The 25,355-nt window shown below is 68.5% G+C and carries 17 protein-coding genes; 12 read left to right on the forward strand and 5 right to left on the reverse strand.

Going from position 1 to position 25,355, the window contains the following annotated elements:
- The first annotated feature begins 46 nt into the window (after positions 1–46).
- From FK256_RS03130 to FK256_RS03165, 8 genes are all read left to right on the forward strand, one after another.
- Positions 47–1,171, forward strand: a complete 1,125-nt coding sequence (locus tag FK256_RS03130) for an ATP-binding protein (RefSeq protein ID WP_141423685.1) — start codon at positions 47–49, stop codon at positions 1,169–1,171.
- Complete coding sequence (locus FK256_RS03135) at positions 1,168–3,705, forward strand: DUF5682 family protein (protein ID WP_141423686.1); 2,538 nt, start codon at positions 1,168–1,170, stop codon at positions 3,703–3,705. The genes FK256_RS03130 and FK256_RS03135 overlap by 4 nt, the downstream gene beginning before the upstream one ends.
- Entirely contained in the window at positions 3,702–4,889 is a 1,188-nt protein-coding gene (locus tag FK256_RS03140) for a VWA domain-containing protein (RefSeq protein WP_141423687.1), read from the forward strand. The genes FK256_RS03135 and FK256_RS03140 overlap by 4 nt, the downstream gene beginning before the upstream one ends.
- The gene (locus tag FK256_RS03145; protein WP_141423688.1) at positions 4,886–7,051 is read left to right on the forward strand and encodes a WD40 repeat domain-containing protein; all 2,166 of its coding nucleotides are present in this window, start codon (positions 4,886–4,888) and stop codon (positions 7,049–7,051) included. Before FK256_RS03140 ends, FK256_RS03145 begins: the two co-directional genes overlap by 4 nt.
- Before the next feature lie 217 nt (positions 7,052–7,268).
- A complete protein-coding gene (locus FK256_RS03150; protein WP_244936114.1) occupies positions 7,269–10,943 on the forward strand; it encodes a DUF4132 domain-containing protein in 3,675 nt (1,224 codons plus the stop codon).
- A 530-nt stretch (positions 10,944–11,473) separates the two neighbouring features.
- Entirely contained in the window at positions 11,474–11,848 is a 375-nt protein-coding gene (locus tag FK256_RS03155; protein WP_021606889.1) for a GntR family transcriptional regulator, read from the forward strand.
- Between the two features lie 17 nt (positions 11,849–11,865).
- A complete protein-coding gene (locus tag FK256_RS03160; RefSeq protein WP_021606888.1) occupies positions 11,866–12,612 on the forward strand; it encodes an ABC transporter ATP-binding protein in 747 nt (248 codons plus the stop codon).
- Positions 12,612–13,427 carry a hypothetical protein gene (locus tag FK256_RS03165; protein WP_141423689.1) on the forward strand — a complete coding sequence of 272 codons (816 nt, stop codon included), beginning with the start codon at positions 12,612–12,614 and terminating at the stop codon, positions 13,425–13,427. Before FK256_RS03160 ends, FK256_RS03165 begins: the two co-directional genes overlap by 1 nt.
- Positions 13,428–13,472: 45 nt before the next feature.
- On the opposite strand, the gene FK256_RS03170 is transcribed toward FK256_RS03165, so the two are convergent.
- The 5 genes from FK256_RS03170 to FK256_RS03190 all read right to left on the reverse strand — a co-directional run bounded on the left by FK256_RS03170 (position 13,473) and on the right by FK256_RS03190 (position 18,744).
- Complete coding sequence (locus FK256_RS03170) at positions 13,473–13,781, reverse strand: AbrB/MazE/SpoVT family DNA-binding domain-containing protein (RefSeq protein WP_141423690.1); 309 nt, start codon at positions 13,779–13,781, stop codon at positions 13,473–13,475.
- A 108-nt stretch (positions 13,782–13,889) separates the two neighbouring features.
- Positions 13,890–15,077, reverse strand: a complete 1,188-nt coding sequence (gene mnmA, locus FK256_RS03175; protein WP_141423691.1) for a tRNA 2-thiouridine(34) synthase MnmA — start codon at positions 15,075–15,077, stop codon at positions 13,890–13,892.
- 439 nt (positions 15,078–15,516) lie between these two features.
- Positions 15,517–16,548, reverse strand: coding sequence for a DUF418 domain-containing protein (locus FK256_RS03180; RefSeq protein ID WP_021606882.1), 1,032 nt, complete (start codon positions 16,546–16,548; stop codon positions 15,517–15,519).
- Between the two features lie 115 nt (positions 16,549–16,663).
- Positions 16,664–17,365: a response regulator transcription factor gene (locus tag FK256_RS03185; RefSeq protein ID WP_141423692.1), complete on the reverse strand. Its 702-nt coding sequence runs from the start codon at positions 17,363–17,365 to the stop codon at positions 16,664–16,666.
- The gene (locus FK256_RS03190) at positions 17,362–18,744 is read right to left on the reverse strand and encodes a sensor histidine kinase (protein WP_244936115.1); all 1,383 of its coding nucleotides are present in this window, start codon (positions 18,742–18,744) and stop codon (positions 17,362–17,364) included. Before FK256_RS03190 ends, FK256_RS03185 begins: the two co-directional genes overlap by 4 nt.
- Before the next feature lie 146 nt (positions 18,745–18,890).
- Between FK256_RS03190 and cas7g the strand changes: the two genes are divergently transcribed.
- Genes cas7g through FK256_RS03210 form a run of 4 tightly spaced genes read left to right on the forward strand, consistent with a single transcriptional unit; the run spans position 18,891 to position 25,340 of the window.
- On the forward strand, positions 18,891–20,090 hold the full coding sequence (cas7g, locus tag FK256_RS03195) for a type I-G CRISPR-associated RAMP protein Csb1/Cas7g (RefSeq protein WP_141423694.1): 1,200 nt from the start codon (positions 18,891–18,893) through the stop codon (positions 20,088–20,090).
- Positions 20,090–21,640: a type I-G CRISPR-associated protein Csb2 gene (gene csb2, locus FK256_RS03200; RefSeq protein WP_141423695.1), complete on the forward strand. Its 1,551-nt coding sequence runs from the start codon at positions 20,090–20,092 to the stop codon at positions 21,638–21,640. Before cas7g ends, csb2 begins: the two co-directional genes overlap by 1 nt.
- On the forward strand, positions 21,637–24,324 hold the full coding sequence (gene cas3g / locus FK256_RS03205) for a type I-G CRISPR-associated helicase/endonuclease Cas3g (protein ID WP_141423696.1): 2,688 nt from the start codon (positions 21,637–21,639) through the stop codon (positions 24,322–24,324). The genes csb2 and cas3g overlap by 4 nt, the downstream gene beginning before the upstream one ends.
- A complete protein-coding gene (locus FK256_RS03210; protein WP_141423697.1) occupies positions 24,324–25,340 on the forward strand; it encodes a hypothetical protein in 1,017 nt (338 codons plus the stop codon). The genes cas3g and FK256_RS03210 overlap by 1 nt, the downstream gene beginning before the upstream one ends.
- The last annotated feature ends 15 nt before the right edge of the window (positions 25,341–25,355 follow it).

Raw genomic sequence — 25,355 nt, forward strand, 5'->3', positions numbered from 1 at the left:
CGCCAGTGGGGGCGCCGCGCAGCACCGACCGCTCTGGGAGAGGACGATGACCGCAGGATCGACGAGCCGCCCAGAGCCCGCAGAGGGAAGAGCGCTGCGTCCTGCAGCCGAGGAGCGGTGGGCCGATGAGCTGGCTGCTCTGGCTGCAGCAGATGCTAAGTCCGGCGCGGAGATCCCCCGGGGATGGCGCCTGTCACCCCGCTCCGTGCGCACCTTCATCGTCGGGGACGAGGACCTCGGCATCACCCGGAAGTTCTACGGCGACGATCCCCTGATCGACCGGGCGATCGTCACCCTGCTGGGCCGTCAGGGACTCATGCTCGTCGGAGAGCCGGGGACCGCGAAGTCCATGCTCTCAGAGCTGCTCGCAGCCGCGATCTGTGGGACCTCGACCCTGACGATCCAGGGCTCGGCGGGCACCACCGAGGACCACGTCCGCTACTCGTGGAACTACGCGCTCCTCATCGCCGAGGGCCCCTCGCGCAGAGCCCTGGTGCCCTCACCGGTCTACCAGGCCATGGAGCAGGGCGCCGTCGTGCGCTTCGAGGAGATCACCCGCTGCCCGCCCGAGATCCAGGACACGCTCGTCTCGGTGCTCTCCGAGAAGCAGCTCATGGTCCCAGAGCTGGAAGACGGCTTCCGCGTCAGCGCGGCTCAGGGATTCAACATCATCGCCACTGCCAACCTGCGCGACCGCGGTGTCCACGAGATGTCCTCCGCGCTCAAGCGGCGCTTCAACTTCGAGACGGTGAGGCCCATCGCCGACCGCGCCTTCGAGGCCGAGCTCATCGCCAGCGCCCTAGATACCGAGCTCGGTGAGCAGCGCGTGCCGATGAACCCGAAGGTGCTCGACGTCCTGGTGACTGTCTTCGCCGACCTGCGCACCGGGACCACCGCCACCGGGACCCCGGTCAAACGTCCCGAGACCGTCATGTCCACCGCCGAGGCCGTCAACGTCGGCGTGGCCGCCTCGTTGAGCGCGCGCTACCTGGGTGACGGCGCGGTGCGGGCCTCCGATATCGCCCGCCAGCTGGTGGGGGTGGCCCTCAAGGGCCAGGACGAGGACGCCAAGCGCATGCGGTTCTACATCGACTCGGTGGTGCGCGAGCGCGCCGCCTCCAGCACCGATTGGAAGGACTTCCTGACCGCCTCTCAAGGACTGTGGGAGTGAGCGCGCCGACGACACAGGTCCCCACCCGGCTCCAGCGCGCCCTGGACTCCCAGCAGCGCTGGGGCCGGGCAGGCGTCCACCTCGTCCCGATCCGGCACCACTCGCCGGCCTGCTCGCTGGCCCTGTCGGCGCTCCTGGAGGAGGTACGTCCCGCCACGGTCCTCATCGAGGGGCCGGTCGAGTACGCCGCCCTCCTGCCCGCCCTCCAGGACCCGGCGACCGTCCCTCCGGTGGCGATGCTCTCCCTGGGGGAGCGCACCGCCTCCTACTATCCGCTGGCCGAGTTCTCTCCGGAGTGGGTCGCTCTGCGGTGGGCGGGTGAGCACGGGGCCGAGGCCGTCTTCATCGACCGCAGCGCCTGTCTTCGAGATGATGACGATCCCTGCGACGATGCCCGCGGCGCTGTCGCCCGCACGCTCCAGGCCGAGCGGTACCTCGCCCGATCTCGCAGCCTGGACGCCCTCGCCCGGAGCCTGGGCTGCCGGGACCATGACGAGGTCTGGGAGCACCTCTTCGAGGACCGCGCCACCGCCGAAATCCGCAGTTGGCGGGGCTTCTTCTCCGACATGCTGGCCTGGTCCGGGCTGGCCCGCCTCGACACTGAGCGCGAGGTCCTCGACGCCGACGGTACCCACGCCCGCGAGGCCGTCATGACAGCGGCTCTGCGAAACCACCTGCCCGGTACCACCGAGGCGATCAAAACCTCCAGGGACGCCACCACGGCGCCGATCGTCATCGTCACCGGAGGATTCCACACCTTGGCGCTGCTCGACTGCCTCGATGGGACAGAGCACGCCGCCTGGCTACCCGAACCGCAGCCCCAGCCCGGCGGGCCGGCCTGGCTCATTCGCTACGACTTCGCCCGCCTCGACGCTCTGCGCGGCTACGGCGCCGGCATGCCCTCACCGGGACTGTGGCAGCGCGCCTGGCGGGCCCGCACCGGTTCCAACCCGCCGCCCGATCGCAGCAGCGGCTCGAACACGGCCGTGCGGCAGGCTGCGCAGACCGCCCCCGAATCGGTGAGAGCCGCCCGAGACTTCGCCACCACCGTGCTCCTCGACATCGCCACCGCTCTGCGCGAGCTCGGCGAACCACTGGGGACCGCCCAGGTGCTGGACGCCGTTGAGCAGGCCCTGGGATTAGCCGCCCTGCGCGGGCGCGCCTGGCCCGGCCGCTGCGACCTCATCGACGCCCTCACCAGCTGCCTGGTCAAGGACGACTCCGGCATATCCGGCAACCTGGGGGCAGCCGTCGCCTCCGTCCTGGCCCCCTCCGACGTCGGACAGATCCCCGAGGGCACCGCCATTCCACCACTGGTCTCCCAGGTGCGCGACCAGCTGCGCGCCGCGCGCATCATCACCGATGACGCCGTCGAGCACCGCGTCAGCCTCGACACCAGCCGCAGACCGCGCCACCGCGAGCGCCGTGAGCTGCTCGCCCGCCTGCGTTTCGTCGGCTCCGGCTTCGCCCACCAGATCTCGGGGGCCGACCTCGTCGCCGGCACCGGCATGGGCCAGTTCTTCGAGGAATGGGTCTACGCCTGGACCCCCGTCGTGGAGGCCGCACTCGTGCGCGCGGCCCAGGAGGCCCCCGATCTCGACGTCCTCGTGCGAACCCGACTGGCCGAACGACTCACCGGTGAGCTCGATGCCGACACCTTGGCCACCCTGGTCAGTGAGCTAGCGGTCATGGGGCTCGACACCGAGGCCGGCGAAGTCTGCGACCGCCTGGAGGACCGTCTCGGTCGGCTCAGCGACCTGAGTGAGCTCGTCGAGGCCCTGCACCGGTTGACGGGGCTGATCGAGTTCACCTCTCGTCTGCGCCTGGACCACGCCGTGCCCCGAATTCGTGCCATGGTGCGTCGAGGCGTCGCCATGATCGCCCGTCTCGTCCCGGACCTGGCAGGTCTGGAGGATCAGGAGGCCGAGGCGGCCGTCGACGCCCTCATCTCGGTGCGTGATCTCCTTGTCCGGCTGACGGCTTGGGACCACCGCGGCGGCGGTGACGATGGCGGCAAGGGGCCGCACGCCGGCCTCGGCGCGGTGATGCGTGAGATCGAGGCCCTTCGCCTCAGCCGTGACGCCGCCGCGGTGCTGGTCGGCTGCGCCACCGGTGTCGCAGCATCCGCCGGGGCGCTGACCGGGCAGGAGACGAGGAGCGCCGTCGTCGCCCATCTCGCGGTGGGGGCGGATCCGACGCGGGCGGCGGACTTCATCGTGGGACTGGTGCGCACCTCTCCGGATGTGCTCCTGCACTGCCCGGACACCGTCGAGGCCGTCACCGCTGCTCTCACGGCGCTGGACGACCAGGCCTTCGTCGCCGTCCTGCCGGACCTGCGTCGCGCCTTCACGACGCTTCGCCCCATCGAGACCCACCGCCTGGCCGGCACGGTGGCCGGGCTCGTGGGAACCAGCGCCGCCAACCTCGACGTCGTCTGGAGCGTCGACCCCGCTCAGGCCGCCCTGGGGGCCCAGGTCGAACGGGATCTGGTCGCCTCGCTGGTGCGCGACGGACTGGGGCAGTGGGCGCGATGACGAACAGTGCGCCGTCGAACCGTCCCGGCTCCTGGACGGGCACGGACCGGGAGCTGGCGGCGCGCCGCTGGCGCATGGTCCTGGGGCGCTACGCCGAGCCGGCTCTGCCGCGCAGCCAGCAGGACGCTGAGCTTGATGAGGCGCTGGGCTACGTCTACGACCGCGAGTACACCGGCCGCGGACACCGCCTGGGTCGTGGCGGTGGAGGCAGTGACGATCGGGCGCGCGGCGGACCAGGCCCCTCGGTTCTGCGGGCGGTCGACTGGCTCGACGGTGCCCGCCGGCTCTTCCCCGCCTCCACCCTGGAGCGTCTGGAGAGCGATGCCCTGACCCGCTACGGGCTCACTGAACTGCTCGCGGACCCGGCCGCCGTCGACTCCATCGACACCAGTGCCGAGTTGGGAGCCGCCCTGCTGCGTATCAAGGGAAGGATCCCGCCCCGGCTCTCCGACGGGCTGCGGGCCCTTATTTCCCGGGTTGTCGCCGACATCATGGAACGGCTGCGCCGCCCCGTGACAACCGCCCTGAGCGGCTCCCGGCGGCGCAGTAGCGCCAGTCCCCATGCCTTAGCGCGCAATTTCGATTGGCGTCGCACCATCACCGCCAACCTGGGCAACGTGGACCCCGAGACCGGCCGCATGATTGTTGAGGACGTGCGCTTCATGGCGCGCCACAGGAGACGTCACCTGACCTGGGACGTCATCATCCTGGTGGACCAGTCCGCCTCCATGGCCTCCTGCCTGCTTCAGAGCGCGGTAATGGCCTCGATCCTCGCGGGCCTTCCCGGTCTGTCCGTGCGTCTGGCCGTCTTCGACACCACCGTCGTCGACCTCAGCCACCTGGTTGACGATCCCGTCGAGGTCCTCATGACCAGTCAGCTGGGAGGCGGAACAGACATCGCCAACGCCGTCGGATACGCCGCCGAAGCGGTTACCAGCCCCAGCCGCACCATCGTGACGGTCATCAGCGACTTCCAGGAGGGCGGATCGGTGTCCACCCTCGTGAAACGAGTGCATGACCTGGTCGCGCAGGGCATCACCGTGCTGGGGCTGGCATCTCTGGGCGACGAGGGCCGCGTCTGGTACGACCACGACGTCGCCGAACGGCTCTCCGAGGTCGGAATGAGGATCGCCGCCATGACCCCGGACCGCTTCGCCACCTGGCTGGCGGAGGCGACCGCATGAACGTGCGGCGCGGCCCCGCTCGGCTCTCCTCCGACGGCCCCAGTTCCCCGGAGCGGCCCGAGCCCGCTGGACAATCCCCCTATGCGGCCTTCGCGGTCTACGGTGCGCTCGACGACGTCGCCCTGGCTGCCCTGGGCAACCGGGGCCTGCTGCGTCGCGGGCGCGCCGAGCTGGCGGCCGGACGCGTCGAGTCCGAAAGAGGCCCCGCAGACGACGGCGCAGCCCCGCATCCAGCGCCGGAGACGCTCACCATCCGGGTCGGCCGGCCGCCGATCCCGGTCACCCTGACGGCCGCCGGACCCCAGGACGCGCGCTGTCCCTGCCCCGTGGCCGGCATCTGCCTGCACGTCCTGGCCGCCTGCCTGTGGATGCGAGAGGCCGTCAACCGCGGCGGGACCGTCGAGGACAGCGGCGCCACCGAGGTGACCACGGGACCCACCCCGTCTCAGGTGCGGCCCAGGCCGCCCGAGGCGCCTGCCCATGAGAGCGGAAGCGACCCGGTCCTGGAGGAGGTGCTCGCCTGGGAGCCCGCCTGCGTCGAGAAGTCTCTGGGCGCAGAGGCCCGGCGGCGCGTGCAGGCGTCCCTGGCCGGCCTCGACCCGGCCCGACTCGCCACCGGCACCGAGGTGACCAGTGCGCCCGGGCGCCTGAGCATCACCTGGCCGGGCGCACCCGAGGTCGTCGTGATCGCTGGGCTGGGACCACGGGGCATGATCGTCTCAGGGCGCCACTCGCCGACGGCCAACGCGGCCTGGCGCCTCCAGTCCGTCATACGGCTCTTCGCCCGGGCGGGCCGCCCTTGGCCGTGGCCGGATGAGACGACTACCCTCAGCGACCGCCAGCGCGGTGCCCTCTCGAAGGTCGCAACCGTCATCGAGACCATCGTCTCCGCAGGGATCTCACACGCCGGCCCCCGCAGCGCCGCCGACCTCGAGCGCCTCGCCCAGGTCAGCCGCCTGGAGGGGCTGCCCCGGCTATCCCGGCTGCTGACCTCCGCCGCCGGGAGGCTCCGAGCGCTTGCCGAGCACGACGACGCCGTCGACGAGGCCACCGTCCTCAGCGCCCTGGCCGCCGCCTGGTCCCTGACCCAGGCGCTCACAGCCGTCACCGACCCACCCGGCCCCGCTCTCATCGGGCCGGCCGACACCGAGACGGCCGAGACCGGCCTGCTGCTACCACTGAGCGCCACCTGGTGGACGACCCCCTCGGGAAGCCGAGGACTGACCATCAGGCTCTGGGATCTGGACAACGGCCGACCGGAGGCGGTCACCACCGGACGAGCCGCCGGGGTCGATGCGGCCTTCCGCTACTCCGAGGACGCGATCCTCCTGTGGGGCGCCTCGGTGAAGAACATCCTGTCTGGACCCTTGCGCCTGACGGGCGCCGCGCGCCGGCCCGACGGCGCGCTGGCCCCCTCCAGCCGCACTGCCGTCACCCGCCGCAGCGGAGAGGCCGGTTACGACGACGTCGACCTGGAAGCCGTGGCCGAACGTCTTCAACAGGTCGGCTCCGGGCCGGAAGCCGCCCGCTTCGAAGCCCCCGTGGCCCGGGTCCGTCTGATCATGGTCGCCAAGGACGGCCTGGGACCGATCGACATCGACGAGGTCCACCAGCGCTACCTGTGGCCGGTGACCAGCACCGATGGGCACAGGCGTCTGCTGACCATGGAGGTCGGCGGTCGGGAGATGCAGATGGTCTCCGACGTGCTGTCCCGCGAGCTTCAGGTGCACGCCATCACCGTCGAGGGCGACCGCCCGGCTGGTGTCTTCGTGCGCGAGCACGGCCGGATCTGCCTTCTGGCGACAACCTTCCCCCCTTCACGCAGCGCCTCCAACCGGGAGTACCGTCGGCTGCGCCGACGCACGGAGCAGATGCACAGCCGGATGCGCACCCAAGCACCGGAAAAGAACAGGACGGACCAGACGCCGATGCGGGTGCTGGCCCAGGACGTGCACGAGGCGCTCACTGCGCTCGCGGCCTCCGGGACGACACGTCCCACAGGCATGGTGGCGCACGTGCTGCGCACGCGCGCTCGCATGGCCGATGACCTCCAACTCACCACCCTGGCGGCCGCGCTCGCCGAGGTGGACAACCGGCCGAGCCCCGGTGCCGTACTGCGGGCCTGCGCCGTCGTCGACCGGCTCGACGCCTTGACGCGCTGATACCACTGAGCGCGCTGATATCACCAGTCCCACTGGTGCCGCTCGCCGGAGCCGGGGGAGTGCTCCCCCGGGTATCGGGGCTGACGGGGAGCACGCGGCTCGCTAACCTCCGAGTGTCTCCGTGAATCGGTGCGGAGGGGGACGACGAGCGAGATCACCTCGCAGGAACCGTCTCGGCGCGATGCCGAATAGCAGAGAAGAACCAGGGGGCACAACAATGTTCGCACTCGCATCCTCGGCACGCAGGCTTGTCTCCCGGGCCCTGGAACCGCTGAAGAATGCGGGGCAGGACATGCACCGGCGCGCGGTCGACTACGTCATTTCCGGCGAAGACCCGCAGATCCTGGACGCCATCGGCTCCTGCCCGGCCGGTTCCGGGACCAGCCCGGCGAGCACGCAGGTCACCTCCTGGAGCTCGGTGCTTCAGGACCTCAGGCAGGAGGACGAGGCCCCGGCGACCTCCGGGACTGGACGGCGAGACAGCTTGTACAGCAGCAATGCCCTGACCACCGAGCAGTGGGGGCGACTTGGACGCCTACTGGAGGCGATCGATCAAGCCGGCTCGCAGAAGGAGAGTCCGGCGCTCACCATGTTCCCGGCCTGGTTATCCCAGTTGACCGCAGACATGCTCAGCTGCTCCGCCATCGCACGCGAGCACGACCCGAGGGCGCGCCCAGTCCTGGACGAGCCGTTGTCGAGCGCCTCGGTGATGGCCGCCATGCGGCCCGGATGGGACATCTCGCGCCTCATGGCCCTCCTCGATGACGGCGGCCTCGGCCCCGAGGACCTTCCCGCCGCGATCTTCCTCCTCGCCTTCGCCGAGAGCGGGGGAGCCAGGCGCGACTGGTTCACCTCCCACCGTCTCCTGCCTGTGGCCCTGCCCGGAGTACTGGACTATCTCACCGAGCACGCCCGTGAGCTGCCCACGGAGCTGATAGACCAGCTGAGCCTTGAAGAACGAGCCCGGGTGCTGGCCTGCACCAGGGCCGATGCGCCGTGGGCACTCGCCGGAGCCCACCTGGTCGGCGCACTCGCCGTCGGCTCATCCAAGAGGCTGCGCAAGGAGGCTATCGACATCCTGAAGGGCCTGGAAGCATCAACGTGCCGTCAGGTACTGGCACCGGCACTGGCCACGGCGCGGCCGTCCCACGCCGCAGAGCTGGAGGACTTCCTGTTGACCGTCGAGGGCGGAGAGGAACTGCTCGCTCAGGCGGCCGGCTCCAACAAGCGGCTGGGCGACATGATGGCCCGCAGGCAGGCCAACCGGGCGATCCTCGATACCGACGCCACTGGCGGGAGTACCGGTGAGGGCGATGGTGACTCCCAGGACGAGGAGACGATCGAGCTCGCGCCCCTGCCCGTGATCGACCCGAATGCGGCCGTTGCCGAGCCCGCTGAGCTGCGCCGAGTCGTCGAGCAGGTCATACGGCGCTCGGACTCCTGGGGCGCCAGGGCTGACCGGGCCTCGCAGTCCGCGCTTGAGAAACTGGTGGCGGTGGCCGAGGGAAGGAAGCGGAAGCTTCCGATCTTCATGCGCCACCGGTTCGGGGATATGTGGTGGATCATCGACTGCGCCCCGCACCTGAGTCCCGCCCATGTTCTGCGCCTTATCCGCGCCCACGCTCTTAAGCCCTACTTCCTCGCTGTGCGCTACTGCGTGGAGTGCGATATCGACCCGCGAGTGCTCCTGCGCCTGATCGACAACCTCGGCCTGAGCGACCACGAAGTCGATGAGGCCATCGAGGAAATGTCCGCCGCCATTGTCTCCGGAACGCCTCCGTGGCTGGCGTGGCCATGGTGCGCCGAACATCCCGAGCTGCTGCGCGAGGCCCTCGACAACCCGGCTCGCATCACCGATGCCTTGAAGATCCTGGCCCAGTTCCCCCGCATCCCGGCCGAGCTCAGGATCCCTGTCGGCGCGATCGCCCTCGGGTCCTCGAAGGTCAACCGGCCCCTGGCGCAACAGGCTCTGCGCACCTACCCGCGGGCGCACGAGCTAGCCGAACAGTCCCTGACATCGAAGTCCCAGGAGGTGCGGTCCTGGGCGGCGGACTGGATCCGCTCCCTGGCTGATCCCGCCTCCATCGAACCCCTGCGGACCGCGCTACTCAAGGAGAAGAAACCCGTACCCCGAGCGGCGCTCCTGGCGGCGCTGCGCGACTGCGGCGCCGACATGGACGAGTTCCTCTCCCCGTCGGTCCTGAGTGCCGAGGCCGCCGAGGGCCTCAAGGCCAAGAGAGCCCCGTCGCTGCGATGGTTCCACATGGGCTCCCTGCCGGCAGTGCGCTGGAGGGACGGCTCCGACGTCGAGCCGCAGATCATCCAGTGGTGGGTCACGATCGCCGAGAAGCTGAAGAACCCCGACGGCAGGGGGCCGATCGACTTCTACCTCTCCCTGCTGGAGCCGGGCGACGCCGCCGTCCTAGCCGCCCACGTCACCCGTGCCTGGGCGGCCCAGGACACCCGTCACCCCGCGGTGGAGGACAGCCGGGAACACGCGGACAAGGTGGGGCGGCAGGAGCACGACAGGGCGCAGGCCTGGCTGCGACGGTGCCGGCAGAGCGCCGCTCAGGCGCGCTTCCTCAAGGAGGCCGAGGAGGAGGCGGCAGTGCCGCTGGAGGCGCGGATCGCCGCCGCCTTCGCACGCCACCAGCGCGAGTACCTGGGATCGGCCGTGGCCAGCAAGGGCCTGCTCGCCTTCTCGGTGCGTATGGACGGCGGGGAGCTGGCGGCCTTCGTGCGCGCCTTCATGCGGGACAACCCCGGTCGGCGCGCCCAGTTCGACGCGCTGATCCACTGCCTGTACGCCCACTCCAGCAACGAGGCGCTGCATGTGCTTCTGAGCATCGCGCGGCGGCACAAGATGCGGGGCATTCAGGCCACCGCAGGCGACCTCGCCAGGGCGGTTGCCGAGGAGCGCGGATGGAGCGATGACGAGCTCGCCGACCGGACCGTACCGACGGCAGGATTCGACGACGACGGCCTCCTGCACCTGTCCTACGGGATCCGGGAGTTGACCGGGCGCCTGACCCCTGAGCTCAAGATCGCGCTGTCCGACGCCGACGGAAAGACCTACGCCTCCCTGCCCGCCGCCCGGGTGGGTGAGGACGAGGAGCTCGTCAAGGCCGCCAAGAAGCAGCTGACGGCCGCCCGCAAGGAGGCCAAGGCTGTCCTGACCCTCCAGAAGGGGCGCCTGTACGAGGCCATGTGCGCGGGACGGACCTGGAAAGGGGCCCAGTGGCGCGAGTCGCTGGCGGCCCACCCTCTCATGAGGCAGCTTTGCACCCGCCTCATCTGGGCGGTGATCCGTGCCGACAACGTCGCGTCCGCAACATTCCGGCTCACCGAGGACGGCGCCCTCATCGGCGTCGATGACTCCACGATCGATCTTCCCGACGACGCCGACGTCGCGCTCGCCCACGGAACCATGCTCAGCCAGAGTCAGTGCAGCGCCTGGCGCGAGCACCTGGCCGACTACGAGGTGACGCCCCTGTTCGATCAGTTGACGGCCACCGCCCCCGAGATCGAGCCCGGGCAGAAGGCCTTCACCGACCTGGAGGGGCATCTCACGGACACTTTCGCGTTCCGTACGACGGCGACCAAACGCGGCTACGAGCGCGGCGCCCCGGTGGACGGCAGCTGGTTCGACGACTACGTCAAGGAGTTCACTTCGGCCGGGCTGAGCGCCACCATCCGGTTCACCGGCTCCAACCTGCCCGAGGACAAGATCACCTGCGCCACCCGAGACCTCACCTTCAGGAGCGGGTACCGGACGCTCTCACTGTCCTCGGTGCCCCCGGTACTGCTGGCCGAGTGCTACGCGGACTACGCGGCCCTCGCCGCGCTGGGGGCATTCGACCCGAACTGGGAGAACAAAACCAGGTTGATCTGATCGTGTTCGAGGGCATGGTTCGGGGCGGGAAGGAACCAGGTCCTTCCCGCCCCGAGTGCTATGGGCGCTCGGCCGCTTCCCAGCCGTCCCCGAGGTCCTGGAGCCGGCCTCACGATTCTCGACGACGTCTCGCGCCCGCCCGCCGCCCGCAAGAGTGAGGACAGCCGAGGACAACTGAGGACAGCGAGCTGGGCCAGGCGCCGTCCGACTCCGACCCGCAAGGAGGCGGCCGCTGTCCTCAAGGTCCGGAGCGGGCGTCTGTACGAGGCCATATGCATGGGGCGCGCCTGGCCGGCTCCGCTGCGGCGAGTGCTGTTCGCCAGCCACCGCTGGCCGGGTTTCCGGTGGCTCGCATGGCCTAGATGGCCCACCGCCGGGATGAGGGAGCGCGAAACGGTGAGCCCGCTGCCGTTCGGCTTGACGGTACCTCCCCTCTGTGTCATTGTATTAGTGCAGTAATACAGACGGTCTGACGAGGTCGCCTGTGCTGCGCTCATGAGCAGTACCCGTACCCGACCACTAGGAGAGCCATGGATCTCGACGACTCCCGTCCGATCTGGGTTCAGCTGGCCGACGTCTTCCGCCGCCGGATCGTCTCCGGCCAGTGGCCCCCGGGCACCAAGGTTCCCAGCGTGCGCGAGCTCGCCGCAGACACCGGTGTCAACCCCAACACCGTCCAGCGGGCGCTGGGCGCGCTGGACCGCGAGGGGCTCACCGCGGCAGAACGGACTGCCGGGCGCTTCGTCACCACCAGGAAAAGCGTCATCAACTCCGTTCGCCGGAACCTGGCCTCCGGGGCCACGGACGCCTACATCGACACCCTCACCGCCATCGGCATGGACCTGGACCAGACCACGGCGCTCCTCACCGAGCGCTGGTGGGCCCCGGACCGCCAGGACCGTTAGACAACAGGAGATGCGTCATGAGCGCACAGACCCTCAGCACAACCACCACTATCCCCTCCCTCGACGGCGCCGCACCGCTGGTCGTCGTCGAGAACCTCACCAAGACCTTCCGGGGCCTGCCCGCGCTGGACGGGCTGAGTCTCGAGCTGCCTCCCGGGCGGATCATCGGCCTCATGGGCTCCAACGGCTCGGGCAAGACCACACTGCTCAAGATCCTGGCCGGAGTCCTGGCTGACTACGACGGCCGGGTCCGTATCGCCGGACACGATCCCGGTCCCGAGTCCAAGGCGCTCGTCTCCTTCCTCCCCGATGCGAGCTTCCTGGCCCCCGGTCTGACCGCCCCGGCCGCCATCGCCCAGTACCGGCGATTCTTCTCCGACTTCGACGCGGACAAGGCCGCCGAGCTCGTGCGCTTCTTCAACCTGCCGACTCACCGCACCCTCAAGGAGATGAGCAAGGGCATGGGGGAGAAGCTGCGCATCAGCCTGGCCATGTCGCGCCGGGTCCGCGTCTATCTCCTCGATGAGCCGATCTCCGGAGTCGATCCCGCCGCCCGCGACGTCATCCTCGACGGCATCCTGCGCGACTTCAACCCCGAGGCGCTCATGCTGATCTCCACCCACCTCATTGCCGACGTCGAGCCCATCATCGACTCCGCCGTCTTCCTCAAGGACGGCCGCCTGCTGATGGCCGGTGACGCCGACGACCTGCGCCAGGACCACGGTATGAGCCTGGACGCCCTGTTCAGGAAGGAGTACCACTGATGTTCACCACACTGCTCATGGAAGAGGCCCGTACCCAGGCTCGGCGCAATGCCGGAGTCGTGGGGATCGTGGCGGTCATCGCCGTCGGCTCCATGCTTCTGAGCCTGCTCGAGCTTCCCGTGCTCTCCTCGATGCTGCTTGTTGCCGCGTTCGTGGCGCTCGTGGCCATGCCCGCCGTCGTGAGCGTCCAGATCGGTATCGAGTACTGGGCCTCCATGTACGGCGCCCGCGGCTATCTCACCATGAGCCTGCCGGTGAGGGGACGCACCTTGTTCGCCGCCAAGACGCTGTACGCCATCATTGCGGTGCTGGCGTCGGTCGCGGTGGCGACGCTCCTGATGGTCGGCTGGTTCGCTGCCTACGCGCACCTGCTCGGTATCACGCTGGGAGAGTTTTTCGAACCGGTGCGTCAGCTGATCAGCATGGTGGGAACCGACATGCTCGTCTTCTACGGGCTGACCATGGTGGAGGGCGTCGTCGCGACGATCATCGAGGTCGCCGCGGTGATAAGCATCGGGGCGCAGGGGCGCTGGAACCGGTTCGGTTTCGGGGCGCCCGCAGCCGGCCTGGTCATCCTCTACACGGTCAACCAGCTCGTGGCCCTGGTCGCCACGATGCTGCTGCCGCTGTCGCTCGATGTGACCAGCGGGCGGATCGTCACACGCATGATGCTCCCGCAGTTCATTGAGGCTATCCGCACGAACCAGGAACCGCAGCTGGTGGGAATCGGTTCCCCAGTGGCGGCGCTGATTCTGGTCGCGATCCTGGTCTGGTGGGCGGTGCGAGCGATCGAGCGGCACACCTGCCTGCGCTGATCGCTGCCCAATGAGCCCGGTGCGCGTGTGCCCGGGTCGCGGTGACTACTCCGTGGCCCCGGGCACTGCCGCGTCGCCGGTTTTGGGTGCGGCCGCGTCGAAGGCGGCCGCGACGACGTCGGCATAGTCGGCCGGGTTCACCAGGGCGATTCCCTGGGCGCGGTCGGCTAGGAGGAGCAGGCTGTCCCCCGGGGCCAGGTTGAAGATCTCCCGGACCTCCTTGGGGATGACGATCTGCGACTTGGGGCCGAGCTTGACGGTGGCGATGTAGCGCCCCGGATTCTGGGCAGGGAGATCGGACGGGGCGCCGGGCTGCTTGTCCGACGGAGAGTCGGCGGGCGTGTCGGCTGGCATAGTGGGAGGTCCCTTTCCTGCTGGTGCTGTTGGGCTCCGGGATTCCCCTTAACCCTAGCTCTTCCGCGCGATGACGGCGCGGTGGGAGCCCAAGGGGCGGGCGGGCCGTCAGGCGACGGCCCGGCCGGAGGCCCGTGCGGAGGTGACGGTGGCCTGGGCGAGGACCTGATCGCCGTCGGCGCCGCCGTAGACGACCAGGCTCTGACCGGCGGCGACGCCGCGCAGGGGGGTGTTCAGCTCGGCGTTCAGGAGGCCCGAGGCCTCATCGATGCGGACCTTTGCCGGAACCGGGCGGCCGTGGGCGCGCACCTGGACGCTGGCCTCCTGCCAGCCGACGGCGGGGGAGTCGTTGGGGGCGGATGCGGCGTTGATGGGCGGGTCGGTGAGCGGCTCGGGCTCGGCCAGCAGGACGAGCCCGTCGCCGTCGACCGTGGTACGGCTGAGCAGCTCCTCCGGGCCGACGACCACCTCGTTGGTGGCCGGGCGGGTTTCGATGACGTAGCGGGGGCGGCCGTCGTCGGCCGGGCGGGACAGGCCCAGGCCCTTGCGCTGGCCGACGGTGAAGCCGAAGTAGCCCTGGTGGGTGCCCAGGACCTCGCCGTCGGGCGAGACCATGGCGCCCTCGTGGGCGCCGAGCGAGCGGGTCAGGAAGCCTCTCGTGTCGCCGTCGGCCACGAAGCAGATGTCGTAGGAGTCCGGCTTGGAGGCCACCGGTAGACCGCGGGCCTCGGCCTCGGCGCGCACCTGTGCCTTGGAGGGCGCGTCGCCCAGCGGGAAGAGGGCGCGGGCCAGGCCCTCGCGGCCGGAGACCGCCAGCACATAGGACTGGTCCTTGGCGGCGTCGACGGCGCGGCGCAGGATCAGGCCGGAAGTGTCGCCGGGGCGGCCGGAGGCGGCGCCGCCGCTTAAGCGCGCGTAGTGGCCGGTGGCGACGGCGTCGAAGCCCAGGGCCAGGGCGCGCTCCAGGAGGGCGTCGAACTTGACGCGCTCGTTGCAACGCACGCAGGGGTTGGGGGTGCGCCCGGCGCGGTACTCGTCGAGGAAGTCGGCCACGACGCGCTCTTCGAACTCCTCGGACAGGTCCCACACGTAGAAGGGGATACCCAGGATCTGGGCGGCCCAGCGGGCGTCGGCGGAGTCCTCGATGGAGCAGCAGCCGCGCGATCCCGTACGGGTCTGGGCCCGGTTACGGGTCAGGGCCATGTGGACCCCAACGACCTCATGCCCGGCGTCGACGGCGCGCGCGGCCGCGACGGCGGAGTCGACTCCGCCGGACAGGGCGGCCAGGACGCGCACGAGGGTCTCCTTCACAGCTACGGCTACGGCCGTGGCAGGCTACCGCAGGTCGACGGCGATGGGGGAACCGGGAGGAACCGGGAGAACACAGACAGCGTTGTGGTGACCGGCATAGGGTGATGGGGGGAAGGGGGTGATGACTGACGAGTACGCCGTCGATCCCCGCAGCTCCGCCCGGATGCTGCACGATCAGCGCTGAGATGACGAGGGACTGCCACTGGTTCGGTCGTCCGTGTCAATCGCATTCAAGTTTGTTTCTTCAAGAAGGAGACGCAGTGTTTAATTTATGGTTCGTTCTTTCGATAGCTGTCTTGGTCCTGCTGCCGCTGCTGATCATTCTGATTGTGGTGGGCGGCCGGAGGCGGTCGATGAAGAAGCGGGAGCGCCGGTAGCCCCCTAGAACCTGAGGACTGCCGGTCGAGCTCACGCATTCGGAGAGCTACGCTATCCCGGCCGTCGTCGGCACGTAGCTGACCGGATCGAGTCGTTTCGATTGCTGGCGCTGCAACGGCACCCACCGCCACCAGGTGACGCACCGCCACGCCCACTCCAGGGGGCCGTAGGCGAACCGGGAGAGCCAAAGACGGCAGAACACCCATTGGAGGGGCAGAACCGCGGCAGCGACGATGAGACCGGGGATGACGTCGTCGGTGGAGCGCGAATCGAGCAGCACTCCCGCCGGCACCATGACGAAGGAAGCGGTGACGTAGCAGGTCAGCGCCATGCGGCCCAGGGGCTCGAATACCGCGCTCAGGGCCCGCCGCACCGGGGTGCGCCAGAGCAGCGCCAGAAGGCAGACATAGAGACAGGCCATGAGTCCTCCGGCGACTCCGCCCGCCGTGAAGAACCTGGGATCACCGCCCTCGGCGGCCTGCCAGGGGATCGCGGCCGCGCTGGCGGCTGCGAATACGAGCGTCGCCGCCCCGATCCGACGGTCGGCGTGCTCGAGCCGCGCCGGAAGGCCGTAGGCCTGGGCCGCCGATCCCAGAAGGAACAGCCCGGGCAGCGATAGTGCCCCTCCTCCTGAGAATGCGTAGGCGCCGACCGTCGCCAGCAGACCGAGTACCAGACGCACGGAGCGCGGGACCTTGAGGGCGAATGGCAGGAGGATGGCTCCCGCAACCGCGTAGTCGCGCAGGATCTCACCGGGATAGAGGATCGAGTGGAGTAGCCCGATCACCAGGAGCGCGGCCAGGCGGCGCAGCAGGATCTTCCAGGCGGGGGCGCCCCGGCGGATCGCGGAATCGATGACGAACCCCATGCTCATTCCGAACATGAAGGAGAAGATCGGTACGAAGCGGGTCGCCACCAGGAAGTTCAGGACGTTCTCCGCCAACGGGACGGCTTGGAAGGGCCGGACCGGGACGTCATACCCCAGGTACATGAGATCGGCGGCGTTGACGAGGAGAATGCCTGCGACGGCGAAGCCGCGCAAGGAGTCGAGGAAATGGAACCGGTTGCTGGTACTCATGGAGCCGACCGTAGAGCCCGACGACGGTCATCGTGACCGGTGGGGGCCAGTTTCCACCCGGGGTTGCAAGGTGTCGGGGCGATTTCCAACTCGGGGACGCGCAACCGGTGCCGGGTTACCCACCCACGCGCACGAGTCCGCTCTCGTAGGCCAGCACAATGAGCTGGGCCCGGTCACGCAGCTCCAGCTTGTGCAGGATCCGGTTGAGGTGGGACTTGATCGTCGACTCGGCCAGGACCAGGTGCTGGGCGATTTCGGCGTTGCTCATGGCGCGTCCGACCAGCGTGACGATCTCCTTCTCCCGATCGGATAGAGCACCGATGGAGTCTTTGTGCACGGTGCCGGCGCCGTGCTCCCAGGGGCCGGCTGGGCCGGCGGTGGAACCGGCGGGGGTGAACCACCGCTTCAGCAGCCGGCGCGTGGCCGACGGCGCCACCACCGAGTCTCCTCGGGCCACGGCGCGGATACCGGCCAGGAGCTCGGGCGCCGTCGAGTCCTTGAGCAGGAAGCCCGAGGCCCCGGCCCGCATCGCCGCCACGAGGTAGTCGTCCAGGTCGAAGGTGGTCAGGATGAGCACCTTCAGGTCGGGGTGGCTGCCCAGAACCGTGTGGGTGGCGGAGATGCCGTCCAAGGTGGGCATCCTGATATCCATGAGGACGATGTCGGGCTGAGTGGCCTTGACCATGGGAAGAACACCGACGCCGTCGGAGGCCTGGCCGACCACGCACATGTCCTTCTGGGCATCGAGAATCATGCGGAAGCCGGAACGGACCAGGTCCTGATCGTCCACCAGCGCAATGCGCAGAGTTCGGGTCATATCGGTTTTCCTCCTGGGTTCACGACTGTCGACTGAGGGGCCTCGGAGGGAATGCGGGCGCGCACGATGAATCCTCCCCCGGGGCCCGGGCCCGCCTCCAGGGAGCCGCCGACCGCCGCCAGGCGTTGGCGCAGGTTCACCAGTCCCTGGCCCCCGCCGGTATCCGCGGGCTTCTGCTGGGACGACGGGAGGCGGCCGCCGGCCCTCGGGGCAGGCGCCCCGGTGCCGGGAGCGCTGGGCTGATCGGCGACGGTCAGAACGACCTCCTTGTGAGCCTCGTCGTCACGGTACTCCAGCCTCACCTCGACCGCGGCCGCCTCGGCGTGCTTGAGCACGTTGGTCAGAGACTCCTGCGTCGTTCGGTACAGGGCGAGCTCCGCCTGCGCGCTGAGCGGACTGCGGCCTCCTGTCTGCTCGCCCTCACTGATCAGCCGGTCGTCCACTGACAGGGTGACCGGCAGCCCGGTCGCACGGACGTCGTCGACGATCCTGGGTAGATCGGCGATCCTCGGGACCGGACGCAGCGGCGTCTCGGTGACAGGGGAGGCGGGCCGGGCATCGTCGGGCTCAGCGGGTTCTGCGGCGCTCCGGTGCTCTTCCGATTGCGGGGGAGAGGCCAGAGTGCGGGTCAGGCTGCGGGTGTCGGCCAGGGCCGAGTGCGCGGTCGCCCGGATCTGCCCGAGCGCCTGAGCCGCCTGCTCCAGTCGCTCGTCGGCGGGGAGGTCGATGTCCTCGGAGCCGGCCGCCAGGTAGTGGCCCGCCTCGGCCTGCACGGCGATCAGCGCCAGGGCGTGTCCGACGACGTCGTGAACCTCCCTGGCAATCTCGTTGCGCAGCGCGGCGTCGTGCGCAGCCCGGCGCTGCTCCTCCGCCGTCAGGCGGCTGGCCCGCAGCTGGCGGCGCTGCGTCACGAATCTTCCCAGGCCCCAGGCGATGGCGGCGCTGCACAGCTGTGCGAAGGCGGCCTGCGCCATGTCCTGGGCCCAGAGGGAGGGCGGGACGATTCCCAGCTCATCCCGGTTCCAGTCCCACGCCCCCAGCGTTGAGCCGACGACGACGGCTATGGCCCACATCGGCGTGAACCCCCGTTCGCCCCACCGGCCTACCGCGTACAGGGACACGACGATCGTCAGATCCGCGGGCAGCGGGGCATCGGTGACGCCGAGCTGGAGTGCGCACAGCACAAGATGGACGCCGAGGACGGCGTCGGGCTGCTCTCGGCGCCACCGCAGCACGATGACTGCCAGCGCGGCGCCAGCCGTGATGCCCCAGGAGCCGTCAGAGACCTGCCATGTGCCCACGATCGCGAAGAGCGTGAGAACGCCGGCGCCCACGGCTCGCACGCAGCGGGTCACGATGCGTCTGATCTGCTTGGGCATGCCCTCACTATGGCAGAGAGTTTCGGGCGATAACAGCGTTTCGCCGCCGGAGTCAACCCGCAATATCGTCGCGTCACATGTGTCGTAGGTCAGGTGTAGATATGAGGATGTAAGCCGATCGGCCAACTCAATGAGGAGTGATTCGTATGTCAACAATCAGTCTTCCGCACCTGCTCGATGCCTGCCGCCCGGGCGGCGCCAGCGTCCTGACCTCGGTCACCCCCTTGGAGCCCGCTGCGGGCCCCCATGCTTCGGTGGCTCCGGCGAAGTTCCTCGAGGGAAAAGGGAGAACCGCCAAGCCGGTATTCGCCTATGAACGGCGCTTCTGGGATGGGGAGGCCGTCACCGCCGTCCTCATCGACTCCAAACAGTCCCAGAGCAACCGGCTCGAGGCCGCCGTGTCAGCGGCCATCGCGGACCAGGATCCCGTGCTGGCCCGCACCCCGCGCATTGAGCTGCGCTTTGAGGACGGCCAGGTATACAGCGACATCGACCTCCCCCACCGGGCCTTCGACGGGCAGATCCGAGCAGGCACCATCAACGGAGAGCCCGCAACCGCGGCCCAGGAGTACCGGGAGCTGCGGAACGCCACCGTGGCCGATGCGCGCCCGCTGCTGGAGCGCAGCCCCATCACGCTCCTACTTGGCGGCTGGGACGCCAGCCGTAAGACCCATGCAGGTCGTTATCGCAGCCTCCTCGTCGGCGAGATCATCGGCATCCTCTCCGATCAGGGCAGAGATCCGGAGGTGAACCAGTCCAAGCGCGGAGGTGCGCGAATTGATCCATTAGGGGCGAGAATCCAGCTCGATCAGGCAGAGCGCGAAGCTATCGCGGACGTCCAGAAGTCCGAGTTGTCGGACAAGGCCTACACGAACTCCTATGGAAAAGACGGAAAGTCGTCGTCCCTGGGGCTCGGCGGCATTCCGCCGTCGCTAGAGCAGCTCGGTGGTGTCACCTGCCGGGCCATCATCCGCTCCCATGTGCTCAGCTTCGCCGCGCTTCGCGCCCTGCGCTTCGACAGCCCGACGCCGGAGGGAAACGTCGCCTGCCGAGCGCTGTTGGCCGCGCTCGCCCTCAACGGCCTGGCCCGTTCCGACGCCGAGCTCCTCCTACGGGCCAACTGCGACCTGGTGGAGGCCGGCCCCGCAGTCGTCACCCTGGACAAGCGCTACGGGCAGAAGGAGAACTTCGAGCCGTTGAGCATCGAGCAGGCGCAGGAACTGCTGAGCGCCGCCATCGATAACGCCGTACAGGCGGCGAACTTGACCTGGGACGGCTCGATCCTCGTCGTCGAGGGGAACCCGACGATTCTTGCCGCTGCCGCCGACGACGCGCAGGACGACTGATGGCCCCCGTCAGCATCACTGCGTACTTTCCCCTCGGCGTTTACCACGGACACGCACCGGACGGCAGTCCCGAACCGATCCCCTCACCGGCTCGGTTGTTCGCCGCCCTGGTGAGTGTTGCTCACACCGGGACCACGGCGAAACCTGATGGCCAGGCGGCTCCCGATATGGATGAGGTGCTGACCTGGTTGGAAGAGCACCCTCCCAACGGCCTGCATATCCCGAGCATGATCCGAGTCCAGTCAGACAACAGGATCATCTACCGGAAAACCGGCACGATCGAGAAGGCTCGCCCCAAGACCGCCGCCAAGGCGATCTCCGACGGTTACGCGGCCAATGGGGCGATCGGCTGGCTCTGGGATGACATGCCAGACGATGTCCGTCACGCTCTCGCTCGACTGTGCGAGGACGTGCCGTGCCTGGGGGAGATGGACAGTCCCGTGGTCATGAGTACCGAACCAGTCGAGGCGAACTGGCGACTCGACCCTGCCGCAACCGCTTTCACACCGGGAGGTCTGCGCCTACGGGTAGCCGCACCAGGAAGAACCGGTGTGCTCCGCGAGCTGTATTCCCAGTCCCGGCCTCTCAAACCTTCGAGTGCATCCGCAGACGCGTTCCACTCCACGGGAGATTCCGTCAGAACATTCCCGACCTCCGAGGAGTGCCTGCGGACGGTTAGGTACGAGGCTGTGAAACCTGTTAACAACGATGAGTCGCCTTGGGGCGATGTCCTGGTCTTCTCCGCCGCTGATGGGACCGAGCGAGCTTTCTCTGCGGAACGCCGATTGGGTTGGTGCGTCGCCTTCCACAAGGCACTCATTAAACGCATTGGTGAGGGAGCTCCTCCAGTCGTCACTGGGCACTACCAACGGGATCTGGCGGCTCCCGCCAACCACCTGGCCATCCAGTACGTTCCCGCCTCCGTTCTTGCCCAGTCGACGCTCAAAGCGGCATCCGGTGCTCCAGGCGCCTTCCTTGTCATGCTGCCCTCCGACATCGGCGATGACGACCGGGCCGTCATCTGGAGAGCCTTGATCGGAATGACCCAGGTGCGCTCCCGTTGGGCCGAGGCCCGTCTGCACCGGCTGGGGGAGGTCGTCGATGCGAGGACGTTCTGGCGCCCACCCGCTGATGGGACCCGACGCTTGTGGTCCCCGACGCCGGTGGCGGTGCCGGAGGTGACCCGCCAGCGAGGGAAGTGGACCTTCGAGGATGCGATCCTCCTGTCCCTGGGATTCGTGTGGCGCGATCACCTCGAAGCCGTGCCCAAAGGCACCCAGGGCTACCGCTCGTTGGCCGCCCAGGTACGTGAGCATGGGGCTGGAGCGATGTGGTACCACCGCATCACGAGGAACCCGAGCTCCTACGCCCATAAGATGCAGCGTGGCATGACCGCCCAGCCCTACACCGCACTCCTCAGCGCCGGGGACCTCCTGGCGGACACTGAACTGGCCGCCGTAGGGCAGAGCCGGCACCTGGGTGGGGGCCTGCTGGTACCGGCAGACCTGCCTGCCGAGCTGGCGCAGAGCGTAGTCGGGAGGTGGCCGTGATCGCCATCGAGGACTTCGGAGACTTCTTCGAAGCGGTTCACGGTGCCGGGAGGCGGCCCTTCGCCTGGCAGGAGGATCTGCTGAGGCGCCTGGTTGACACCGGGACCTGGCCCGAGCAGATCATCGCGCCGACCGGCGCCGGCAAGTCATCGGTCGTGGAGATACACGTCTTCGCCGTGGCACTGTTCGCGGTCGGCGCCGCGCAGAGCCTGCCCCGAAGGCTGGCCGTGGTGGTCAACCGCAGGGCGCTGACCGACTCCCATGCCGTACACGCAGAGAGGATTCGGCGCCTTCTGGACGAGGCCCCCGTGGACGACTCGGTCCTCGGGCGGGTCCGGGACGCCCTGGTCGGACTGCGTGCGCCCGACGCCGATGACAGGACCCCGCTGGTCACCGCCACGATGCGGGGAGCGGCGGCCACCGACCGAGCTTGGCTCAACGCCCCGGAGGCCTGCGCGGTGCTGTGCATGACACCGGCGATGTGGGCGTCGAGCCTGCTGTTCCGCTCCTACGGGGCCTCCCGGCTTGCACGCCCCAGGCTGGCGGGGATGCTGGCGCTCGATGCCGCCGTGGTGGTCGATGAGGCGCACCTGAGCCGCCAGATCCTCGTGACTGCCCGGAGGGTGGGGCAGCTGTGCGCCCGGAGCGCGCAGCAGCTGGGAGTCACGGCGCTCCAGACCGTGGAGATGACGGCAACGCCCTCAGGCGATGCGACGGACGTCGTCGGCGTCACCCGGGACACCCTGGCAACCGACCCACGGTTGGCCTCCCGCATGCGGGCCGCGAAATCCGCTCGTTATATGGAGACGGCCGTGTGGCCCGCCAATAAGAGGATGACCAGGGCCTATCGCGAGGAGATCATTTCGCAGGTGCATGCGGCTGTTGAGGACGCTCGCGAGCTCGTCCCCGACGGCCCCCGGACGGTGGGCTGCGTTCTCAACCGCGTGGATAGCGCGGTTCAGGTTGCGCGGGCTCTCCACCAGGAGGGGCTGAACTGCCGACTGTGGGTGGGGCGCATGCGCCCCTGGGATCTGAAACGTTCGAGACAGGACGAACCGGGGCTCTTCGATACGGCGGGAGCGCGGGGCGTCGACGTCCTCGTGGCGACCCAGACCATCGAGGTCGGGGTCGATCTGGACCTGGTCCACATGGTGACTGAACTCGCCTCCGGCAGTGCCCTGGCTCAGCGCGCCGGCCGCGTTAACCGACTGGGGCTGCGCGAGCGAGCGTGGTTCACCGTCGTCGGCCCTCCGGGGGAGGCCCCGTTGGGAAAGGACGTACTCCCGTACCGGAAGGATGACCTACTCGCCGGTCGCACATGGATTCTGGGCCGTGCCGACGACGGCGACCTGTCTCCTCTGACGATCGGTGAGAAGCCCAAGGCACCGCCCGCGGAGTCTGCTCGCCGCCTGCTGTACCAGAGGCCTGAACCCTGGGATGCGGTCCTGTGGTCGAAGACGTCCATGAAGCTCGTCATCGAACCGGAGCTCGACCTGTGGATCCGCGACGACCTTGACCCTGAGGCCGGAACGGTGGGTCTCGTCCTGCGGGATCTGAAGGACCTGCCCGATGCGACGGCGTGCGAGACCCTGGTGACCGAGGTACCTCCGCAGGACCTTGAGGTCTATCCCATGACCATGGCCACCGCTCAGAAGACGGTTCAACGCCTGGGGGAGGATACGGACTTCTCGTTGGAGCGGTCGGTGCTGTGGCGAGACGGGGCGATCCTGCCCCAGTGGCAGGCGACTGTCTTCGAGGATGAGGATGGGGGGAAGAGCGCATCTCGTGTGCTTCGCCCCGGCGACCTCCTCATCCTGGACGCCTCCGCGCCGCTTCTGACCTCCGGCGTTGTCACAGACGATGGTGAGGAACTGGGGATGCCGGTGCCCTGCGAGGAGCTCGACGGGGTGGCTGGCGTCGTCACCGACCCCGATGAATTGCGTGGGCTGGCTGCTCTGGAATCGGATGAGCTGTGTGATCTGTTCCCGGGGGAGACAGTGGTGTGGCCTCCGGGCCGGGATGAGGTGGACGGGCCCACATGGATGGTTCGGCGTAGCAGCGTGACGCCGGATGACGAGTCCGACGACCGTTCCGCCTGGTCCGTCAGTCGCCGGGTACTCCTCGCGGATCACAACGCTGCGGTCGCCGCCCGCGCGGGGGCGCTGGCCGATGGCATCGGCATCGAGCCGAAGCCTGCAGCGGCCCTGAGCGAGGCCGGTGCCTGGCACGACGTCGGCAAGAACGATGCCCGTTTCCAGCGGCTTCTGTGGCGAGGCGATCCTGCTGGCAGGGAGGCGCTTGCCAAGAGCGGGGGCCGCAGCACGCCGCTGGGGGCCGTGCGGCGGGCCCGGGCGGATGCCGGGCTGCCAACGGGATGGCGCCATGAGCTGGCCTCCGCAGCCGCCTACTGGGAGCAGGCAGAGTCCGACGGCGTTGGGCAGGAGTTCCGGGATTTGGTCACGAGGCTGGTGGGTACCAGTCATGGTCACGGCAGGCCCTTGTTCGACCACGACCCGGTCACTGCGGGCCCTGACCATGCCGATGCTTTGGAGGAGCTGGTGGGCGAAGGTGAGTGGGAGTCGCTGATCGCCCGCACTGACAGGCAGTGGGGCCCTTGGGGGACCGCCTACCTCGAGGCACTGCTGCGCGCCGCTGACTGCACAATCTCCATGGAAGGGAAGTGATGGGGATGATTCTTGGCGGAGAGATCACCAGTGCGCTGACAACCTTCGCGGGGCTCGGGCTCGCGCTCATCCTGGAAGGTGACGGAGCCGAGCAGGTCCGGCTCGGCTGGACCGACGCCGTCGAGCCCCGGATGGTTGTCACCGCCGACGGCTACGACGATGAGGCTGTTGCGACTGCCGTATATCAGCATGCTCTTTCTCTTGCCGACTCAGAAAGTTGGCCGCAGATTAATCTAGATCGTAAGCCATGGGTGAACAACAAGGGAAAAATGACGAGTGCCGCTATGAGTCCGTGTATTGCTCCTCCGAATCGGGAAGAGGAATGGGAGTATCTTGACGACTTGCGTAATAAGATTATCGATCGTTGCTTGTTCGGGAATGAAAGTGGGGTAAATCTCGAACTGATTGGAGCTCTTGGTAGGCCGGCGTACTGGTGTGATAAGAAGGGAAACTCAAGCCCCGATCTGGGGGCGAGTCGTTATGATATGGAGGTTCGCAGAAGTGGTAGGAATCTCGTTCATGAGAAGATTGCGCCTCTGGCGTGCTTTATAGCTGAGCGTAGTGTGGAGGAGATTTCTGCGGGGCTTTGTGGCGTGCGTATTAATAGGAGAAAGGTTGGAGGAAAAGGGAGGCCGCGGGACTCTGCTGGCCTGACCCCGCCTGGGTGTGTGGACTCTTCTTTAGTGTGGGCTGCTTTGTGGGGTATATCTTCGTTTCCTGTGGTGCATCGCGTCAATCGATGCTCGGTATCTGCGGGTGCTATCCCGTCCGGTGAGCGCGAGCCTCTAAATGTTGTTGTTCCAGCCGTTGTCGGCGGGTACTCTCTGCATCGATGGAGGGCGCTGATTGTTTCCAGTCAACTAGCCTGCTGGCAGGATCGTGAGGAGAGCTCTTTGGGGTGGCTGCGTCGGCATGGAGTGAGGGCGGTCATTGTGTTTAATGTGAATGTTATTCGTCTTCGTGCCCCATCGCCAGACGAGTTTTATCTAGGTGCGGGTGATGTGTGTCCAATTTAAGATCATCTAGAGGGA

The sequence above is a fragment of the Actinomyces johnsonii genome (genome assembly GCF_006546835.1).
Lineage (GTDB): Bacteria > Actinomycetota > Actinomycetes > Actinomycetales > Actinomycetaceae > Actinomyces > Actinomyces johnsonii.

What these genes read in the sequence shown, in the direction of transcription:
- FK256_RS03130 (WP_141423685.1), top strand. Translation starts at nt 47, where the DNA reads ATGACCGCAGGATCGACGAGCCGCCCAGAGCCCGCAGAGGGAAGAGCG.
- FK256_RS03140 (WP_141423687.1), top strand. Translation starts at nt 3,702, where the DNA reads ATGACGAACAGTGCGCCGTCGAACCGTCCCGGCTCCTGGACGGGCACG.
- FK256_RS03145 (WP_141423688.1), top strand. Translation starts at nt 4,886, where the DNA reads ATGAACGTGCGGCGCGGCCCCGCTCGGCTCTCCTCCGACGGCCCCAGT.
- FK256_RS03150 (WP_244936114.1), top strand. Translation starts at nt 7,269, where the DNA reads ATGTTCGCACTCGCATCCTCGGCACGCAGGCTTGTCTCCCGGGCCCTG.
- FK256_RS03155 (WP_021606889.1), top strand. Translation starts at nt 11,474, where the DNA reads ATGGATCTCGACGACTCCCGTCCGATCTGGGTTCAGCTGGCCGACGTC.
- FK256_RS03160 (WP_021606888.1), top strand. Translation starts at nt 11,866, where the DNA reads ATGAGCGCACAGACCCTCAGCACAACCACCACTATCCCCTCCCTCGAC.
- FK256_RS03165 (WP_141423689.1), top strand. Translation starts at nt 12,612, where the DNA reads ATGTTCACCACACTGCTCATGGAAGAGGCCCGTACCCAGGCTCGGCGC.
- FK256_RS03170 (WP_141423690.1), bottom strand. Translation starts at nt 13,781, where the DNA reads ATGCCAGCCGACACGCCCGCCGACTCTCCGTCGGACAAGCAGCCCGGC.
- FK256_RS03180 (WP_021606882.1), bottom strand. Translation starts at nt 16,548, where the DNA reads ATGAGTACCAGCAACCGGTTCCATTTCCTCGACTCCTTGCGCGGCTTC.
- FK256_RS03185 (WP_141423692.1), bottom strand. Translation starts at nt 17,365, where the DNA reads ATGACCCGAACTCTGCGCATTGCGCTGGTGGACGATCAGGACCTGGTC.
- FK256_RS03190 (WP_244936115.1), bottom strand. Translation starts at nt 18,744, where the DNA reads ATGCCCAAGCAGATCAGACGCATCGTGACCCGCTGCGTGCGAGCCGTG.
- cas7g (WP_141423694.1), top strand. Translation starts at nt 18,891, where the DNA reads ATGTCAACAATCAGTCTTCCGCACCTGCTCGATGCCTGCCGCCCGGGC.
- csb2 (WP_141423695.1), top strand. Translation starts at nt 20,090, where the DNA reads ATGGCCCCCGTCAGCATCACTGCGTACTTTCCCCTCGGCGTTTACCAC.
- FK256_RS03210 (WP_141423697.1), top strand. Translation starts at nt 24,324, where the DNA reads ATGGGGATGATTCTTGGCGGAGAGATCACCAGTGCGCTGACAACCTTC.